Below are 17,674 nucleotides of genomic sequence, written 5' to 3' on the forward strand. Positions count from 1 at the left end.
CTTCATCCGCTGACTGTTCATCCGCGACTTTTCATCAGATGGCCTTATCAGAAGGTTTCCCAGTTATCCGCAGAACCTGCTCGCGCGGGCGCCGCAATTAACGCGGGTTGCGCCACCTGACGTGGTGTAAAGCCCTGCGCCGGACTGTTGTGGCGCGGCTGAGCACTCCCGGCGGAGGCAAGGCGGAACACCGAGACCGCGCGGGTCAGGTTTTCAGACTCCGCTTCCAGCGTATGCGTGGAAGAAGCAGCCTGCTGAACCAGCGTGGCGTTCTGCTGCGTCACCTGATCCATCTGCGTGACGGCTATAGAAACCTGTTCGATGCCGCGACTTTGCTCGTCTGAGGCTGAGGCGATTTCGCCCATGATGTCGGTCACACGGGTCACAGCGCGAACGATGTCATCCATGGTGTTACCGGCGGATTCCACCAGCACGGAACCCTGGCTGACGCGACTGACAGATTCATCAATCAGCGCTTTGATTTCTTTCGCGGCCTGTGCGCTGCGTTGTGCGAGGCTGCGCACTTCACCGGCTACCACCGCAAATCCGCGACCCTGCTCACCGGCACGGGCGGCTTCAACGGCGGCGTTCAGCGCCAGAATGTTGGTCTGGAACGCAATGCCATCAATCACGCTGGTAATGGCACTGATTTTTTTCGAACTGCCCGCGATGTCATTCATGGTCTTCACCACATTGCCGGTCAGTTCACCGCCTTTTTCTGCGGTATTTGAGGCGTCACGCGCCAGCTGTGTCGCCTGACGGGCGTTCTCAGCGTTCTGCTTCACGGTGGCGGTCAGCTGTTCCATGCTGGCGGCCGTTTCTTCCAGCGCAGAGGCCTGTTGTTCGGTACGCGAAGACAAATCGGTATTGCCCGCCGCGATGCCTTTCAGGCCAGCGAACATGGTGTCAGCGCCGTGGCGCACAGTACGCACCGTTTCTGCCAGGGAGGTCTGCATCTGTTGCAGGCTTTCGAGCATCACTTTGATTTCGTAGCGCCCTTCCGCCACGATCGGCGCAGAAATATCGCCGGAACCGATACGGTCAAAATGGGCACGCATGGTGGTCAGCGGACGGAACAGGATCCGGCGGGTAACGACCAGCGCCAGGGCGGTCAGCGCCAGCAACAAAAGGGTGATCACCGTGGTGTTGATTATCACGCTCTGATAAGACGCCGCAGTCTGGGTCTGTGCCTGCTGGAAACGGCCACTGACATAGGCGACATAATTACCAACTTCCTGCTGGAACTGATCCTGATATTTTTGCGTCGGACTGGCGAGAAACGCCTCCATGTCACCGCGCGATAACGAATCAATCAGCACCTGCAACATACCGTGCAGTGCTTCGTAGCTGGCTTTGTTAACGGTGGTCAGCTCGGAAGCCTTTTCGGTTCTGCGTGGCAGCGCCAGGAAAGCAGCGTAAGAATCTTCAGCACTTTTCAGGCTGTTTTTCGCGTCAACCATCAGTTGCGTCACGGTTTCCTGAGGCTGTTTAAGCGCCAGACGCGTGGCCGCGCGGTTCAGTGTGTTGCGGGTTTGCAGCAGATATGACCAGCTCTGGTTCAGCGCGTCACGCTGCTCAGCAGTATTCGATATCTGCTCAAAATTCATTTTATCCGTGTGGGCGGCATAAAGTGATAAGCCACTGCTCACCAGTTGCATCACAAAAAATACTATCAATAACAAAAACATGCAGGTGGACACACGGATGTGCTTAAACATGGATAACCTCGTTAGGTGTCAGCCCTGACCGGCACCTTATTTCTTAATACCCTTGTTATTCAGGTCTGCAGAGTCGTTGGCTGCGCTGAGTCCCCGAATCACTTACTGAAGTAAGCTCATCGGGATTTCCTCGTTTGCCGCCTTCCTGCAAACCTGACTATTTTGGGTAGCGATGTTGACGTACGTGCTTAGAAGGTTTCCCAGTTCTCAGTTAAATCTGTACTTTGTGCTCCACCTTTTCCGGCTTTAGAACCTGAAAGGTTCGGAGTCAACAGAGGCAGCCTTGCCGAAGAGGCCGGGTTCTGGCGCACGTTGTTATTTGTGGTCTGACTCAGCGTAAACACCGCCACAGATTGCGTCAGCAGGCTGGCCTGCTCTTCCAGTGCCGCCGAAGCGGAAGCGGATTCTTCAACCAGTGAGGCGTTCTGCTGCGTCACCCGATCCATTTCAGTAATAGCTTGTGCGACCTGCTCGATCCCGCGGCTCTGTTCATCAGATGCCGAGGTGATTTCGCCCATAATGTCAGTCACACGTGTGACGGCATTCACCATGTCATTCATGGTTTCGCCGGCACTTTCTGCCAGTACTGAACCGGTATTAATGCGGCTGACAGAATCGTCAATCAGCCCTTTAATTTCTTTTGCTGCCTGCGCGCTGCGTTGCGCCAGGGTACGCACTTCACCTGCCACAACCGCAAATCCACGTCCCTGCTCACCTGCACGGGCGGCCTCAACCGCGGCGTTCAGTGCCAGAATGTTGGTCTGGAAGGCAATTCCGTCGATCACACCGGTGATGTCGGTAATTTTCTTCGAGCTGCTGGCGATGTCATTCATGGTATCAACCACGTTTGCTACCACTTTGCCGCCCTTCTGCGCGGTTTCTGACGCGCTCAGTGCCAGCTGGCTGGCCTGACGGGCGTTTTCGGCGTTCTGTTTCACGGTCGCGGTCAGCTGTTCCATGCTGGCGGCAGTTTCTTCCAGCGCCGATGCCTGTTCTTCGGTACGGGAAGATAAATCACTGTTACCCGCCGAAATTTCGCTGGCGCCGCTGTAAATAGCATCAGCACCGTGACGCACACCGGTAACCGTGCGGATCAGTTCGTCCTGCATGTACCTGAGACTATCGGCAAGCTGGCCGATTTCATTACGGCTTTTCACGACTATTTCATGCGTGAGATCACCGGTGGCAATTTTGCGGATGGTTTCAACGATATTTTTCAGAGGATGGATCAGGATCCGCTGCACGCCGGTCCAGGCCAGAATGATGAAGACCAGCAAGACAATCAGGACAGAACCGAGCATCCACATCGCGTGTTTGAAGGAGTTTTCACTCACTTTCACCGCGTCGTTGTACAGGTGATCGTTCTGGTCGATATAGGTCACGAACGCTTTTTCGAAGTTGTCCTGATATTGCTGTGTAGGCTGTTCGAAGAAGTCGTTAATGCGGCCCAGACCAATCAGCTCGATCAGCTCAGAAAGCGCATCATGCAGAACCTGATACTGCTTTTTGGCATCGGCGGCGAACTGCGGATTCTGGCTGGCATCCACCGGGATTTTTTGATAATTGGCGAAATGCTGATCGGCAATTTGCAGATCTTTCGTCGCCGTATCAACCAGCTCTTTCACCGTGGCACCGCTGCCCATCTGGTTAGCGTCGAGCATGAAACGGATACCCGCCCGGTTGAGCGTGTTACGGGTCTGCAGCAGATAAATCCAGCTGGCGTTGAATTCTGCCTGCTGTAAGCGGATCTGCTGAGACGTGGTGAAGTTGTCTTTGTCTGTCTTCAACGATTTAAAGAACAGGCCACCGGATACCAACTGTAAAGCACCGAAGACCACCAGTAAGATCACGATCCCCGTGACCACTTTCATACGGTTAAACATGTTGTTCCTTTTTGAATTGGATTTATCTTTAATAGTTATCGGCAGAAAGTGAGGGAACTTTATGTGATGAGGATCGGATTTTTTCGGGGAGACGCGAGGGATCAGGCAACAGTGGCGACAAAACTCTTCAACAGCGCGATGCGTTGAGCGTCAGGGTTCACCAGCAGATCGTTATGGATGGTCAGCACAACACCCTTGAGTAATTCGGTGGTGTTGTCGATTTGGGACAGATTTTTAAGTTTTTCGATATCATTGCCGATTTCACGCCCTTTCAGGGAAAGACGCTTATTCGCCAGACCGGTCGCCAGTTCGGACGTCAGCATAGTCACCAGACGCATTGCGCCTTGCGGACTGGAAGCCAGATGATGGATATAATATTTAAGCAATAACGGCACAAAATCAGGGGTCGCCCCCAATTCCGCACTCGCCATATTCAGCAGATCAATCATGTGGGCAGGCACACGGCTTTCCACGGCTTTGCGTTGTATCTGCAACTGCTTTTTGATAGCTGGCACAGACTGATAAGGGATCACCGCGACGTTGCCGCAGGTTTTACACACGCCCGCGATGATATTTTTCACCAGACCGCTGCCGTCATCGAACGGTACATCGCGCAGCTGATAACTCACCGTGCGGAAAGCCTCACAGGCGTTACACATCGCCTTTTTCTCGTCTCCGACTTTATAAATAATCATATTATTCCTTAATGATGAACGCTGATAAAAACACTGGCAGGCTCTGTAAAGTACCACTTGATGTACCAGGGTACTCCGGCACTACTGACAGTGATAATATGGACATCAATACTGCTGTCAAAATGGTAGGGACGAATCTGATAATTATCTCCAGATGCCCTGCCGATTAAGGCAGCCACTTCATAGGGCGAGATGTCGCCCGTACTCAACAAATTCTTAAGCTGAATCCCGCGTCGTGCCTCAAACTCAATATTTCCATTCTTTAAACATTCGATCACCTTCCATTTGATCTCTCTGAAACTCATGTGGCCTCAATGTACGCCAGATATCGTACTTAATCAAATTATCATTTGGCTTCCCGTTTTTTTCGTTAAGCCCCGTCCCGCAGGGCTATAACGCCATAAGCAGTAAAATGATGCGCAGGAAAAATAATTATTTTTCAGGCAAATGGAAGAGGTTACGCAAAACAGCGCGAGACATTCTGCAACGCTGATTTTTAAAGTCAGTACGGCTCGCACGTTACCGTTTTACGCCGACCCTTATCGTTGAAGAGGAAATAACTCATCAGCGCCAGGATCCACACACCCGCCGCGCCATAGATCAGAATGACGGCAAAGCCATCCGTCAGCGCCTGAGCAATCTGCGCAGTTTGTAATCCTTCAACCACCGATCCGCCTGCGATACGTTCTGCCAGCGAAGACAACTCTCCCGCTGCCGGCATAACTTTTTTAAGGCTGGCGGCAATTCCTGCCACCAGCAGACTCCCCATCAGGGCAATGTTGACAGCCAGCGTGATCAGCCGCGCGCTGATATCAATACCCGACGCCATTCCCGCACGGTTTGCCGCGACGGAACCGGTGGTGGTGTTCGTGACCGGCGTATTGGTCAGCCCGAGCGCCATGCCTGCCAGCAGTGCGCCCGGCAATAAACTCAGATGATGAACGACGGCGATGAGCATCAGGATAAAGCCCGCGCCGATAGTGAATAACCCGAACGGGATAATGCGGGACGCGCCATAACGTGCGGTCAGTTTTTCACCGACCGGTGGCATCAGCAACGTGGGCAACGTGTAGGCCAGCAATGCCAGACCGGTCGTGACGCTGTCATAACCCAGTCCGCTCTGGTAATACACCGGCAGATAAATCATCAGTGGCCAGAAGCTGAAATTCATGCCCACCGAGCCCATCAGCGCACCGGAAAATGCGCGGACGCGGAATACAGAGAAATCAAACATCGGATGCGGATGACGTTTTTCAATCCAGATAAACATCGCCGCACTGAGGGCGGTCACCAGCAGAACGGCACGCGCGATGACGCTGCCCAAGCCCAGGCTGCTGCCCTGAGTAATGAGAAACGTTGCGCCCATGACCGTGACCGATAACGTGATCAATCCGCCGAGATCCAATTTTTTAGCCTGTCCGTCACGGGATTCCACCACGTTTTTCAGCGCCAGAATCAGGGTCAATATGGCGATAAAAACATGAACCAGAAACACCCAGCGCCAGTTAAACCACGCGACCAATATGCCGCCGATGATCGGCCCAAATCCCAGGCCGAAACCAAACGTAATCCCCCATGCGGCAAACGCCTGACTGCGCGCTTTTCCTTGCGGAAATTGCGAAGACAATATCGCAATCAGACACGTCAGCATTGCGCCACCGCTCAGCCCCTGTGCGAAACGCGCGGCGATAAGCCATTGCGAACTTGTGGCAAGACCACACATCAGCGAAGTCAGCCCGAAGGCGATAATACTGATAATAAAAACCCGTTTCCGGCCATAGCGGTCCGCCAGCGTACCGGTCGCCATCAGCACCGTGGTACAGGCCAGCGTGTAGGCGTTCATGATCCACTGAAGTTCGCGGAAGCTGGCATGCAGTTCCTGTTCAAGTACCGGTGATAAGACGGGAACGCTGGAAATCTCCAGCCCGGACATCAGTGCAGCGAGGCAGACGGCCATCAGCGCCAGTGTGTTCTTCATGCTTAAATCCTGCGATGAGTTAAAGACACACAGCATGAAAGATTGGCGGCACAGTAGAAATCAGCCCGTATGCCATGTATCGTCAAGATTATGCCAACCTGATGGTTTTCCCTGTATGCAAAACGCTGGTCTGCCCCTGATGTCTTCCCCGCGCAATCCTGCTCCGCGAAACCGGCGGCTGGTGCTGCTGGCCTATGAATGTCTGTGTACCTTCGAATTCGGCACTGCCGTCGAAGCCTTTGGCCGCGCCGATGAACTCACCGGCGAGCCGCTGTACGACTTAGCCGTTGCATCGGTCGAGGAAGGGACGTTCGGCGCACAAGGCGGCGTGCGGCTGGTGGTCGATGGCGGGCTGGAACTGCTGGAAGATGCCGGAACGATTGTGATCCCCGGCTGGCGAAGCATCCACGAACCGGCCTCTGACCGGCTGATTGCCGCGCTGCAAAAAGCGCACAGCAACGGCACGCGGATTGTATCGATTTGCGCGGGAAGTTTCGTGCTTGGCGCTGCCGGTTTGCTCGACGGCAAACGCGCCACCGCGCACTGGAACAGCACCGATGTACTGGCGCAAAGATTCCCGAAAGTGCAGGTTGAGCACGGCATGATTTATGTCGATGAAGGCAGCATCATCACTTCTGCCGGGGGTGCGGCGGGCGTCGATTTGTGTCTGCATCTGATCCGCCGCGATTACGGCATTGAAGTGGCGAATCGCACGGCACGACGGATGGTGACACCGCCGCTGCGTGAAGGAAATCAGGCACAGCTGATCCAGCAACCGGTTCCGCGGTATCCGGCAAAAACGCTCGCCCCGTTGCTTGATGATTTACGCAGCCATCTCAATACGCCCATGGTGATTGATCAGCTTGCTGCACAAGCCGGAATGAGCCGCCGCACCTTCCTGCGTCGTTTCCATGATGCAACCGGCACCACGCCCGGCGAATGGATGCTGAGCGTGCGGCTGGAAAAAGCCTGCGCCCTGCTGGAAAACGGCACGCTGAGTATTGACCGTGTCGCCGAACAAGCCGGTTTTGGATCGCCGGAAACGTTGCGGCATCATTTCCGCCAGCGGCTGGGGACGACACCAACACAATGGCGGAAGGGGTTTGTTGAGCGGGATTTGGTGGGGTGAGTTTTGCGTTCAGAGGCTGGCTTTACGGCAGTGAACTACTAAAAGCCGCTTCAGCGGCATAAAGCGAATTTCTAAGCTGCCTATGCGGCAGTGAACTTTCGTATGCCTTCGTCAATGCTGAAGACGCATTTCTAAGCTGCCTGTGCGGCAGTGAAGTGTTAGTAGCTGGTGGGGAATGCGTGCCGATATTTCTAAGCTGCCTGTGCGGCAGTGAACGACCGGCTCAAAAATCTGGCGCTATCGTTACTTTTCTAAGCTGCCTGTGCGGCAGTGAACGCTGACACTTTGCGATAAGGGCAAGCCAGACGTTTCTAAGCTGCCTGTGCGGCAGTGAACAGTTAGGTTTTCAGGTTTACGCATTGAACTGTAAAAGATTATCTCTGTTTAGGCAGAAATACCCTCTTTTTTTTATTGGTGATTCGGAGATTTAAAATCAATGAGTTAGAGATAGCGTAAAAAAGAGGGTTAGCTGAGGATAGTTAAGCTACCATCGCCTATAAAGCGACGAACCGCTACAACACGATTGCCAATGAGAAAGACCGCCTATGGTAAGCAATGAGGACATTATTGACTGGTACAATGAACGCTTTAATCAGCCCGGTTTCTTTTCTAAAAAACGCTGGCCTGTCACTATTAATACAAGTCTTTCTACCGGCGATTATGTGTGGGCGTGTGAAACAGGTGACGACATCATGAAAGAGTATTTTGATAAATTCAAAGTAGATCCCGCTAAGTTTGATTTCGAGAAATACTGGCCAGCAGAAGCATCAGGATTTTCAATCTTTGCATTTTGTTCATGTGGCGGTGATTACGAAGAACCTATCCCTTTAACTCTTCAAATGCTTGCTGATTCCGCACGAGCGGGTAAATGGCTTTTTGACTGACTCAAATCTTTAAAGCCGTCTTCGGACGGTTTTAAACGTACGGTTATTTTTAGGCAGTGAACTCCGTCAGGGGGCAATGGTTGCCAGTGCCATGTTTCTAAGCTGCCTATGCGGCAGTGAACGCTGTTCAAGCTCTTTTACCCGTGCCTCTGCTTTTCTAAGCTGCCTATGCGGCAGTGAACAGGAAGCGGAACTGTCCAACGTCGATATCATCTTTCTAAGCTGCCTATGCGGCAGTGAACCCGTCTATGGACAGCCAGCGATTGTACAACATTTTCTAAGCTGCCTATGCGGCAGTGAACACTTGCTGCCGGACGGCGTTAAGACGGGCGTATTTCTAAGCTGCCTATGCGGCAGTGAACAGCCAGACGGGGGCAAGGTGTCGGGCGTCGTCTTTCTAAGCTGCCTATGCGGCAGTGAACTGTTAGGTTTTCAGGTTTACGCATTGAACTGTAAAAGATTATCTCTGTTTAGGCAGAAATACCCTCTTTTTCCTCAAGCTTTTACGCACTATTAAAATCAATGAGTTAGAAACAGCCCCAAAAAGAGGGTTATTTCTGAGATGCCATTAATACCCCATCCCGGCCTTCCCCTTCGCAGGGGAAGGAGCAAGACAGATCTCCCTTTAGCATCTGATTTTGCAAGATAATCAGAACGAAGGTTTTATTCGTCCTGGACTGGCGTGATCAAAAACCTTGCTGAACGGAGCGGCCTGAAGACCGGAGGCTTCAGGACCGAGAGAAGGCACCGCAACGCGGCAAGATTTTGCGCCACACACAGGAGCCGAGAAACATGTCCGTCGTGCCTGCGACAGCGCGCAGTGAAAAGAGCGTGGAGTCCAGAGGCCCGCGCGACTGCGGGTCTCTGGGCCAGTGTGGGCGGCGAGCCCACGACCTTGACCTTAAGAGCTTGCCCTCAAAACCACGGCACGGTCGCCACCGCACTCAACCCGTATGCTCCAAATACCCCTTCAACAGGTTCTGTTAACAACGCCCCACGCCGGATAAACAATCTGAATGCTTCACCGGTCGAGAGGCTTTTCACGTGAATAAACGGCAGTGAAGTGATTTGCGATTTGCTGTCGGGGATACGCTCAAGGGCTTCCTCTTCGCTTAACCAGCCTCTTTTCACAGACCGGCGGCGCAGTCTTTCCGCGCTGCTTTTCACCTGCACGCGACTAAAGCAGCAATGTTGCGCATTCGCCGGGACATCACTAATTTCGCTGATAGCCACATGGTCATTCAGCCCCTTCATCCATAAGGTCTGGCCGAAGACTGTCAGTATCGCAGCCGTGCTGTGCAGCCGGATGATGTCGCCCGGTTTCTGCCCGTAATGCGGAAAACTGATGCCAATTTTACCCGCAGCATGTTGCCCCAGCGCGCGATGCAATTTGGCAAACAGCGCCGCCATCAGCAGATCGCTGCCAAATTCCGGATCGGGCAGGACGCGGATTTCCTGATAACTCTCCATGCTCGCCCCTTACTCGCCTTTCTCGCCGAAGACGCCGCCACGGATCAGCGTCGCCATCACGTAATGCTGTTGCTCTGTGTCTGGCTTTTTGTCTTTCGTCACCCAGTTATCCAGCAGGGTGTAAAAATCCATTTTTTGCTTCGGCTGGCGATAGGCTTTGCCTTTACTGGTTACAGAGCCATAAGGTTCAACGGCAATCGGGCCGAGTTCAAGTTCTGCCGCATCAGGATACCAGTCATCGATGGTGCGCAGCGCATTGCCGATTTTCTGTGAATGCAGCGCCGCAATGCCGCCCGCCTGATAGAGGATTTTGCTTTTCTTGCTTTCACGGCTTGAGTCTAAAACCAGTTCCTGTGAAGGGAATACTTCCTGACCTTCCCCTAAACGGACGAAAGCCTCGACGGTCAGCAACACAGATTCTTTGCCACTCAGCCCCTGATCAATCACTGCGGCCAGTTCAGCCAGACTGCCGGTGGGCTGACTGAACTGGCGCAGATTGTATCCGTCCGCCTCAAATTCCCAGCGCTGATTATTGTGCGTGACATGAACGGCAATGCCTTCCGCGCCGATACGGTTGCGCCAGAGAAAACGCCCGTTCGCCAGATTTTCCGCATAACGTGCGGACAGCGTTCCAAAGCCCTGTTCAGTGCGATAACCATCAATCACGGCGGTCAGCGCAGCCTGATAATCCTGATCGTTACACACCGACGGCGACGACAGATTGCCCAGCACGCGCAGGGTAAAGCGCAGCTTCAGGGTATCTGCATCGAACGGCAGCGCCGCGACATCAACACGTTGCAGGTTAGGTTTCTGGATTTCAGCATCCAGTTTGGTGGGATCAGTGGAAGCGGCATTTTTCATACGGTTGGAAATGGTGCCACGCACGGCTTTTTCCTGAATTTCGATCGGTTGCCATTTTCCGGCGTCGTTTGAATCCTTCCAGTTACCGGCAAACATTTGTGCATCTGAGTTTGCCAGTTTGCGTTCAAAGGCCAGGACTGATGCGGTTTTTACGGTGGTTTTGGTCATTGTGCTTTCCTTGTTTCAATGATTAGAAATCGGAGTGGTCTTGTTCAGTTAAGTCGGCTTCCTGCAACGGTTTAGCGTGGCTGCAGATGTAGTGTTCAGTGCTGGCGGGGTAACGCCAGATAAGCTGATGAATATCGGTGACACGGTGCGGACTGCGCCATTCGCCGACGCCATAAGCAGCTTCGACAAAGCGGAACGGCGTTGAGGGATCACGGGTTTTTGCCACGTCGCCGGGAGCATATAGCGGCGAAATCGGGGTGAATCCCACCATCAGCGGCACCAGATAACCTTTCGCGGGTTTCGGCTGGTATTGCCATTGCACAGAGTCATCCTCCTGCTGTTCGGCACGGTAAGTCATCGTTGCGAAATCCAGCCACGCGTCGATCATTTCCGCCTGCGGATCCTGCGCCTGGCATTCGGTAAAGTGCTGCGCCAGCAGTTCTGAGCGGTCAACCAGCGCGAAACCCGGCAATGCGCGATACATTTCACGACGGGTGATGTTTTGTAATTCATCGCCATTCTGCGGCAGCGTCATTACCCGTACCGGTTTCATGAATGTCACCGTACCGCCCGCCAGCCGCTGAGCAACACACAACATGTGCAGATGTTGTTCCAGTTCTCTGGCTCCTGTGTCGCCATGCGCAATGCTCCCTTCACACTCAACAAACAGCGTAACGGTCATGTGCATCCGCCCTTCTTCATTGAAAGGCGCGGTTTTCGCCTCTCTGGTCAGCGGAATTCGCGTCAGCGCAAAGTAATGGTCACCCCGTTCGCTGGCCTGATAGGCCTGAACCTGATGCTTATGACACACCACGCCGCAGCCGGTGAATCGCAGACCGTGGCTTTGCTGAACCTGCCGCGAAAGCGCATGGGTAAATCCCAGAAAATGCGTGATCGCCGGAAAACCATAGGTCAGACCAGAAATCGCATTGGCGTTTTCGACCTGAATATGAGGCAGAACAATCAGATAACTCATTGCCAGTTCTCCTGCTGAGCGGCATCAAATTCCCGCAGACGCCTGCGCATTAGCACCGACCATTCGCGGAATTCAACGGCACCAACATTGAGCTTTTCGTCCTGCTTCAGACGGGTATTCAGCCAGTGGGCAAAATCCTCCGCAATCTCACTGATCCACTCGCCGCCTTCACGCCGGAGTTTAAAATCAGGGTCGGTGCGCTGACGTAACGGATCGAGCCAGAGCTGGTGCGCCGCTTTGAGAACGCAGTCTTCCTGCTGGCTCCAGCCCTGAAGAACTGTCAGTGACTGAATCTCAGCGGCATAGCTGAAGATCATGCCGATCAGTTCATCCACGTATTCGGCGCGCTGCTGGCGGATTTCCATTGTGTTATCGCGTTCATACACCGTGTGCAGATAACGACGCAGATCAGAGACGACACGGGTAACTTTAGGGGAAACCGCCGTCAGAAAGGTTTTATGTGAGGCAGGTGGCTTAAGGGATTGCTGCCACTGCGGCGGCGCGCAGCGCAGAAGATGATTTTTGCCGCCCCGCGCACTGTTCAGGCAGGAGATATTTTGCGGCTTGGTGCCCCCCATATTTTGCACCGCGAGATCAGGAAAATACTGGACAGCTTCGGAATGCCAGTGCCCTTCACGTCGCGCTTTGCGGGCAGCCACCGAGGCTTCGCTGTAACGTGCATGGCTGATGCGCTGATACAAATCATGCGCCAGTGAAGAAGAATAAAGCGGACTAAGCAGATGGTATTCGCCCGCGCCGGAAACGGGAAAATAAAGCTGTTTAGCGAGCTGGTGCGTCGAGAGCGTTTTATCCGACAACGCCTGCATAAACCCGCTGACCCATTGCTCTGCCTGCGTATCATTTTCCGCTAATGCCGCCAGCGCCGAAAAGTCACCGCGTTTGAGGCTGGCAAGCAGAGAATCACCTTCGTGTTCCGTTTGCAGCAATTTCGCGACATCCAGCGCGGCGGAATTCCCGACGGCATCCACCGCGGGTGAAGGCAACGTTGCTGTTGTCAGATACGCGGCTTCATCGCTTTTCACTGTGCTGTAAACACTGCTGCCTCTGGCATCACCATGAAAATACTTTACCGCGTGTGTTACCAGACTGATTTGCCCCGCGCGCGCGGCGGCATCAGTCAGCCAGGTACGAACTTCATATTTCTTTTCCAGCTCACGACGTTGTTCAAAAAGCTGTTGCTCGAGCCCGGATTTCTCTTCCGCGCTGGCAGCGGAAAGTTGTTTGTCAGCGGCTTTATTGAACGCTTCCAGTTTGAGCTGACAGCGGTCGTGAATGTGATTTTTGATAAATAATTCTAATGATTTATGATTCATAAAAGCATCCTTTCTTATTATGTAACTCTTGCCCTTGAGCTACATGATTTTTGAGATATTAACTTCATCATGCTGCTCACCCACAACCTCCAGCGGGTAAAACATCAGCGCAAGAAAAATACCCACAAGTGTAAGTCTCTTCCAATTAATGCCCATAGTCATCTCCATGTCTTTTGCATGGATATTATACTTAAGAATTTCTAATGCAACCTATATCATTCACTTGTTCTTAAATTTCCCCATAGACATGTTTTTTAAAATCCTTATCCTAGGCCCTTGCATTTGCCGTACAGGCAGCTTAGAAATATATAAATCATTTGTTATTTAATTGTTAACTGCCGCACAGGCAGTGGTGCACTCAGTCGAGTGCACCAAACACCCCTAACGCTTCATTCCAGTGCCACCGTTTGTTTTCGTCGTCGGCTAAGCAGATTTCTCCAAACGTTTTACTGACGCGCTCGAGTTCCCAGCCGAAACTGTCTGCCAGACCCTGATAGAGGGTTTCGCAGTTCATCTCCATCCACGGACTGACACCTTCGGCATATTCCTGATCAATGGCCTTAAATCCGCTGCTATCCTTCCAGCCTTCAGTTCCCTCATCCGGTTGTCGAAAACGCGGCTCGTCGCCCTCTTCCTCCAGCCACAGATAATATTGCTGATCGGGTGCCGACTGGCGGAAGGGGGTTCGCTGTTGTAATTCGCCGCACCAGTCGGCGTGATCACGCCACCAGCGGGCGGCATAGTTGTCGCCGCAGTGCTTTCTCCCGAGTAACTCCGGCCATAATCGTCCGTGTTCCATATCGGTCATGCTCAGCAGAGGATCGGCTGTTTCCCGCTCCTGTATGCGGGGAATGGCGCTGAGAGTTTCGTATTCTTCCGGTCGCAGTAAGTCATGCAGATCGTGGCTCGTAAACGCATTGCCGCCGCTTTCAAAACCCGGTTTGCAGTAGGCAGGCGTCTTCTTTCTCAGTGCCTTAACGTTTTTATGCAGGATATGAATATTGGGTTTTTGCGGGACTGACTGGCGATGGCGCTGAACACGTCCGGCGAGCTGGATAAGCGAACGCATGGAACTGGGCTCAGCGATGGCCCAGTCGTAATCATGGTCTCTTCCGATTTCCGCAACAGAAGTCGCGAGCACGACAAAAATATGCTGCTTTTCCGGATGCGCGGCCAAAGCCTTACGCACTTCTTTCACCTGCCAGACAGCGTCTTCGTCATGGCGGGTCAGCATCACATCAAGACGGTTTTCGATATGAGCCCGCATCGCCAGCGGATACTGGCTGTGATAGACGCAATAATGCAGTTGTATATTTGCCGGAGACGGCGTTGTCATCAGACGTTTTGCCACCGCCACCAGCGGATCGATATTGGCCATACGGACAATACCGACGGTGAGTTTTTTGCCTTTGTGATGCGCATTGTGCAGTTCTAGCAAGGACTGATGAACGCGCGCGGACACCGCCTTGACTACATCATTCACGCTGGCGCTTTCCGGTGACACCGTGACCAGCGATGCCTGACGCAGCGGGCTGGCCTGTTGCAATAACGGCACCCGTTTTGCCACAAATTCGCGGTGCTGTTGCCCGTAAGATTTGCCGGTCATATGCTGACCTTCCGCGACATTAAATTCATCAAACCACGCGCAGCACACGTTCACCGGCAAACCGGGCTGGCCGCAGGCTTGCTGATACGCTTTCCGCCCTGCGACATACGTACTGAATAATGCCTGCACCAGCGCCGGTGCCAGCGTCGCCGATGAAAGCAACACCCGTGAACCCAGCATTCCCGCCCAGTTCACTAACCGGCACAATGCAGGCAAATCAGCCATATCAAAATCGTCGGGTTCGTCGAGAACCAGATCAGAAGTCAGCAGCCTGAGCATCGGGGCAATCTGATGACCGCCGCGCAGGCTTTCACAGGCTGGCATAAGATGGTCGATCGTCGTCACCAGAACCGGCGCGCTGATGAGTTTCAGGAGAGCGTCTTTACCTTTGAGCCACTGCCCTAACCTGCCGGTATCAACCGAACCGTCATAACGCACATACTGATGTTCTGCAAAGAGTTCATCCGCAGACTGGCTGCCGGTATTCTTTATCTCGGCGGTATCGTGATGAAGCTGATGCAACTGCTTTACCGCCTGCGAGCCGATCAGCACTGCCAGATCTTCTTTATCGAGATGCAGTTTCTCGCCCAGTGTGTCACCGGTCTGTAGAGTCAGTGTCCGCAGACCAAGCGCGACAGAGAAACGACAACCACGTTTTTCATCCGCCAGCCCGTACATGATCCGCGCATTCGCCAGCGTTTTCCCGCAACCGGTCGAGGCCATATTGACGCCGAAAAATCCCTGCTGGCGGGCGTTTTCCCGCAGTCCGCAGGTTAAGTCGAATGCTTTATCCTGCCAGCGAAATGTCTCCTGCTGAGCACGTTTTTTAAATCCTTTATGCCGCGTGATGGCCGGTAAAGTATCCCGCAGATAAGGCAGACTGCGCGCCAGCAACCATGCGTTCTGGCTAACGCCAATATTGTGCTCATCAAGATGTTGTCTGGTGCCGGTGTTGGCAATGGGCAAAAACGCCGGATCCTGCCAGCCCGCTGTCGCATCCAGCGAAGAGTACAAATGGTCAGCCAGCATCAGTACCAGCCGTGCGAGATGGCGGGTAAAACGCTGTTCAGGTGCGATATGAGGCGAAGTAAACAGCGGCAATTGCAGCGCGCGTGCGGCAAATTTGTGCGCTTTGCTGCGCCAAATCGCGCTTTGCATCGGCGTACCATGCGGGAACTGCCAGACAGCGCGTTGTTCTTTTGCCGTCCACGGCGCATCCATATTGGTGGAGTTCCAGCACGGCGCAAATTGTTTATCCTGCCAGTGCTGAATATCGGAAAGTTGCGGCGGATTAGTGTAGTTATCGTTTCGACGCGGATAAACCGGCAGGCGGTGATGCGAAACAATCAGCCAGGCCACCAGACGCGCGACCGGCGGCAGACTTTCCAGCGGGCTGTTATAACTGTGGCTGGCATTATTGCGGGCCAGGTTTTGTATCATGGCGTATTCGTCTTCAGCACTGACATGCTGCAAACGGGTCAGCCATTGTTCATCGGTCTGCTGGCCGACAAATGCCTGGAATAAACGAACAGACACCCATTCGTGCCTGAACGGTTCAAAGCCTTTCCCCTTCCCGCGGAGCTTATTCTGGAACAACTGACTGGCTTTGCCAAAATCATGAAAAAGCCCGGCGATAGCGGCCAGTAATCCGATAGTCTGCATACTGTGAAAAGCATTTTCGCTGCCGGACTTTACTATATCCCGCTGCGTCGTATTAGTGGGTACCGAGCCTTTATCATTAAACTTACGAATATTTCCGATAACCCAAAGCACTTCTGTCTGATTATTTGATTTGATCCAGTGACAGGCCACCGCCGTATTTCTGCGCGCCGTTCTCTTGAGTATTCGCCTTAATGTATTCAGCCCTTCCATGGTTATCGCCGTTTGCCACGTCCGCTCGCCCTTGCGCTCAGCAAACTGATCGATGATCCGCCGCGTTTCGGTCAGCGCTTTTTTATTACATTCGGATACCAGTAATATATTCATGGTTGCTGGCTTATTTCATGTGCAACGTCCTGCACCGTTTCAATCATAATGTCGAGCGCATCCGCACGCTGGAAATTGCTCAGGCAACGCTGACGAAATTCCTGCTCGTCTTCGCCGTTCATGGCAGCAATAAAAGCCAGTGGCAGGATCAGTGCATCTTTAATTAAGTCTGCGACATCAAATACCAGCCCGCCGCGCCGTGTTTTGCCATGCATGACCGCCAGACCGTGCGGCAGGCCAATAACCCAGACCGCCGTCGCAGCCAGCCCGTACGCCAGATAGTTGCCGTGATCGAGATAACGGTTAGCGACGTCAACACCGCCGCCGCGTTTTGCCCGCGTAAAGTCGCCGTAGCGCGCTGCCGTGGCGGCCAGCTTATATAAGGCTTTTGTCAGCACGGCTTCCTGCGCCATCAGTTCACCCGTGTTCTGGCACTGCGTCAGGCTTTGCTCAAACCGCTGCAACAGGGATTCTGTACGGGCGGTATCCAGCTGGAAAGCGTCTTCTCGAACCATCGTTGCGCTTAACCAGTGTTTACGAATTTGCTCACTGCGCACTTTCTGAAACGCCACTGCGGCGGCCAGCCGTTTCTGTTCATCGAACCAAAAACTGACCCATTGCTGAAGATATTTCGTCGGACGGTATTCACTCTGAGACGTCAGCCAGGAGACATTCACTTCGACTTCATTCGCCGAATAAAGTGGCGTTCCGCCGCCGCCACAGAACCCGACCAGCACACCCGCACGGGCAAATTCGCGCATCGCCGCCTGCGTTACCGACGTCCCGGTTCCCAGCATCACGACAGTGGTATTGGCGATGGGGATATTCCAGTACAGCGACTTGTTGCCTTCTTCCGTAACATATTCAACCCGCCCGCCATTAACCAGCACACGGCAATATTGCAGGTAATAAATATTAGAACGTTTGGAGTGGAGGATCGTTTTTAGCTCAGCAGGCATCAATGCGTTAGTCATTTTGAATTCCCT

The 17,674-nt window shown here is 53.3% G+C and carries 13 protein-coding genes and 2 CRISPR repeat arrays; of the genes, 2 read left to right on the forward strand and 11 right to left on the reverse strand.

Annotation, left to right across the window (positions count from 1 at the left end; all coding sequences use genetic code 11):
- Positions 1-47: 47 nt before the first annotated feature.
- From ACM615_RS06060 to ACM615_RS06080, 5 genes are all read right to left on the reverse strand, one after another.
- On the reverse strand, positions 48-1,718 hold the full coding sequence (locus tag ACM615_RS06060) for a methyl-accepting chemotaxis protein (protein WP_129638692.1): 1,671 nt from the start codon (positions 1,716-1,718) through the stop codon (positions 48-50).
- A gap of 188 nt (positions 1,719-1,906) precedes the next feature.
- Positions 1,907-3,601, reverse strand: coding sequence for a methyl-accepting chemotaxis protein (locus tag ACM615_RS06065; RefSeq protein WP_129638691.1), 1,695 nt, complete (start codon positions 3,599-3,601; stop codon positions 1,907-1,909).
- Positions 3,602-3,702: 101 nt separating this feature from the next.
- Positions 3,703-4,296 carry a hypothetical protein gene (locus ACM615_RS06070; protein ID WP_431011635.1) on the reverse strand — a complete coding sequence of 198 codons (594 nt, stop codon included), beginning with the start codon at positions 4,294-4,296 and terminating at the stop codon, positions 3,703-3,705.
- A gap of 8 nt (positions 4,297-4,304) precedes the next feature.
- Entirely contained in the window at positions 4,305-4,601 is a 297-nt protein-coding gene (locus tag ACM615_RS06075) for a hypothetical protein (protein WP_112291603.1), read from the reverse strand.
- A 197-nt stretch (positions 4,602-4,798) separates the two neighbouring features.
- Positions 4,799-6,274, reverse strand: coding sequence for an MFS transporter (locus ACM615_RS06080; RefSeq protein WP_431011636.1), 1,476 nt, complete (start codon positions 6,272-6,274; stop codon positions 4,799-4,801).
- A gap of 115 nt (positions 6,275-6,389) precedes the next feature.
- Between ACM615_RS06080 and ACM615_RS06085 the strand changes: the two genes are divergently transcribed.
- Together ACM615_RS06085 and ACM615_RS06090 are read left to right on the forward strand one after the other, a co-directional pair.
- On the forward strand, positions 6,390-7,403 hold the full coding sequence (locus ACM615_RS06085) for a helix-turn-helix domain-containing protein (RefSeq protein WP_132963916.1): 1,014 nt from the start codon (positions 6,390-6,392) through the stop codon (positions 7,401-7,403).
- A 68-nt stretch (positions 7,404-7,471) separates the two neighbouring features.
- Positions 7,472-7,740: direct repeats of the CRISPR family, unit length 28 nt; unit sequence TTTCTAAGCTGCCTATGCGGCAGTGAAC.
- A gap of 208 nt (positions 7,741-7,948) precedes the next feature.
- Positions 7,949-8,287, forward strand: a complete 339-nt coding sequence (locus ACM615_RS06090; protein WP_129638686.1) for a DUF1493 family protein — start codon at positions 7,949-7,951, stop codon at positions 8,285-8,287.
- A 94-nt stretch (positions 8,288-8,381) separates the two neighbouring features.
- Positions 8,382-8,709: direct repeats of the CRISPR family, unit length 28 nt; unit sequence TTTCTAAGCTGCCTATGCGGCAGTGAAC.
- A 493-nt stretch (positions 8,710-9,202) separates the two neighbouring features.
- Here the strand turns inward: ACM615_RS06090 and cas6f are convergent.
- From cas6f to cas1f, 6 genes are all read right to left on the reverse strand, one after another.
- On the reverse strand, positions 9,203-9,757 hold the full coding sequence (cas6f, locus tag ACM615_RS06095; protein WP_431011637.1) for a type I-F CRISPR-associated endoribonuclease Cas6/Csy4: 555 nt from the start codon (positions 9,755-9,757) through the stop codon (positions 9,203-9,205).
- A 9-nt stretch (positions 9,758-9,766) separates the two neighbouring features.
- Positions 9,767-10,786, reverse strand: a complete 1,020-nt coding sequence (gene csy3 / locus ACM615_RS06100) for a type I-F CRISPR-associated protein Csy3 (RefSeq protein WP_431011638.1) — start codon at positions 10,784-10,786, stop codon at positions 9,767-9,769.
- A 22-nt stretch (positions 10,787-10,808) separates the two neighbouring features.
- Positions 10,809-11,762 (reverse strand): type I-F CRISPR-associated protein Csy2, encoded by a 954-nt coding sequence (gene csy2 / locus ACM615_RS06105; RefSeq protein ID WP_431011639.1) that lies wholly within the window; start codon positions 11,760-11,762, stop codon positions 10,809-10,811.
- Entirely contained in the window at positions 11,759-13,096 is a 1,338-nt protein-coding gene (gene csy1 / locus ACM615_RS06110; RefSeq protein ID WP_431011640.1) for a type I-F CRISPR-associated protein Csy1, read from the reverse strand. The genes csy2 and csy1 overlap by 4 nt, the downstream gene beginning before the upstream one ends.
- A 358-nt stretch (positions 13,097-13,454) precedes the next feature.
- Complete coding sequence (cas3f, locus tag ACM615_RS06115) at positions 13,455-16,688, reverse strand: type I-F CRISPR-associated helicase Cas3f (protein WP_431011641.1); 3,234 nt, start codon at positions 16,686-16,688, stop codon at positions 13,455-13,457.
- Complete coding sequence (gene cas1f / locus ACM615_RS06120; protein WP_431011642.1) at positions 16,685-17,662, reverse strand: type I-F CRISPR-associated endonuclease Cas1f; 978 nt, start codon at positions 17,660-17,662, stop codon at positions 16,685-16,687. The genes cas3f and cas1f overlap by 4 nt, the downstream gene beginning before the upstream one ends.
- Positions 17,663-17,674: the final 12 nt, after the last annotated feature.

Source organism: Rahnella sp. PAMC25617, from assembly GCF_050606005.1.
GTDB lineage: Bacteria > Pseudomonadota > Gammaproteobacteria > Enterobacterales > Enterobacteriaceae > Rahnella > Rahnella variigena.

What these genes read in the sequence shown, in the direction of transcription:
- ACM615_RS06060 (WP_129638692.1), bottom strand. Translation starts at nt 1,718, where the DNA reads ATGTTTAAGCACATCCGTGTGTCCACCTGCATGTTTTTGTTATTGATA.
- ACM615_RS06065 (WP_129638691.1), bottom strand. Translation starts at nt 3,601, where the DNA reads ATGTTTAACCGTATGAAAGTGGTCACGGGGATCGTGATCTTACTGGTG.
- ACM615_RS06070 (WP_431011635.1), bottom strand. Translation starts at nt 4,296, where the DNA reads ATGATTATTTATAAAGTCGGAGACGAGAAAAAGGCGATGTGTAACGCC.
- ACM615_RS06075 (WP_112291603.1), bottom strand. Translation starts at nt 4,601, where the DNA reads ATGAGTTTCAGAGAGATCAAATGGAAGGTGATCGAATGTTTAAAGAAT.
- ACM615_RS06080 (WP_431011636.1), bottom strand. Translation starts at nt 6,274, where the DNA reads ATGAAGAACACACTGGCGCTGATGGCCGTCTGCCTCGCTGCACTGATG.
- ACM615_RS06085 (WP_132963916.1), top strand. Translation starts at nt 6,390, where the DNA reads ATGCAAAACGCTGGTCTGCCCCTGATGTCTTCCCCGCGCAATCCTGCT.
- ACM615_RS06090 (WP_129638686.1), top strand. Translation starts at nt 7,949, where the DNA reads ATGGTAAGCAATGAGGACATTATTGACTGGTACAATGAACGCTTTAAT.
- cas6f (WP_431011637.1), bottom strand. Translation starts at nt 9,757, where the DNA reads ATGGAGAGTTATCAGGAAATCCGCGTCCTGCCCGATCCGGAATTTGGC.
- csy3 (WP_431011638.1), bottom strand. Translation starts at nt 10,786, where the DNA reads ATGACCAAAACCACCGTAAAAACCGCATCAGTCCTGGCCTTTGAACGC.
- csy2 (WP_431011639.1), bottom strand. Translation starts at nt 11,762, where the DNA reads ATGAGTTATCTGATTGTTCTGCCTCATATTCAGGTCGAAAACGCCAAT.
- csy1 (WP_431011640.1), bottom strand. Translation starts at nt 13,096, where the DNA reads ATGAATCATAAATCATTAGAATTATTTATCAAAAATCACATTCACGAC.
- cas3f (WP_431011641.1), bottom strand. Translation starts at nt 16,688, where the DNA reads ATGAATATATTACTGGTATCCGAATGTAATAAAAAAGCGCTGACCGAA.
- cas1f (WP_431011642.1), bottom strand. Translation starts at nt 17,662, where the DNA reads ATGACTAACGCATTGATGCCTGCTGAGCTAAAAACGATCCTCCACTCC.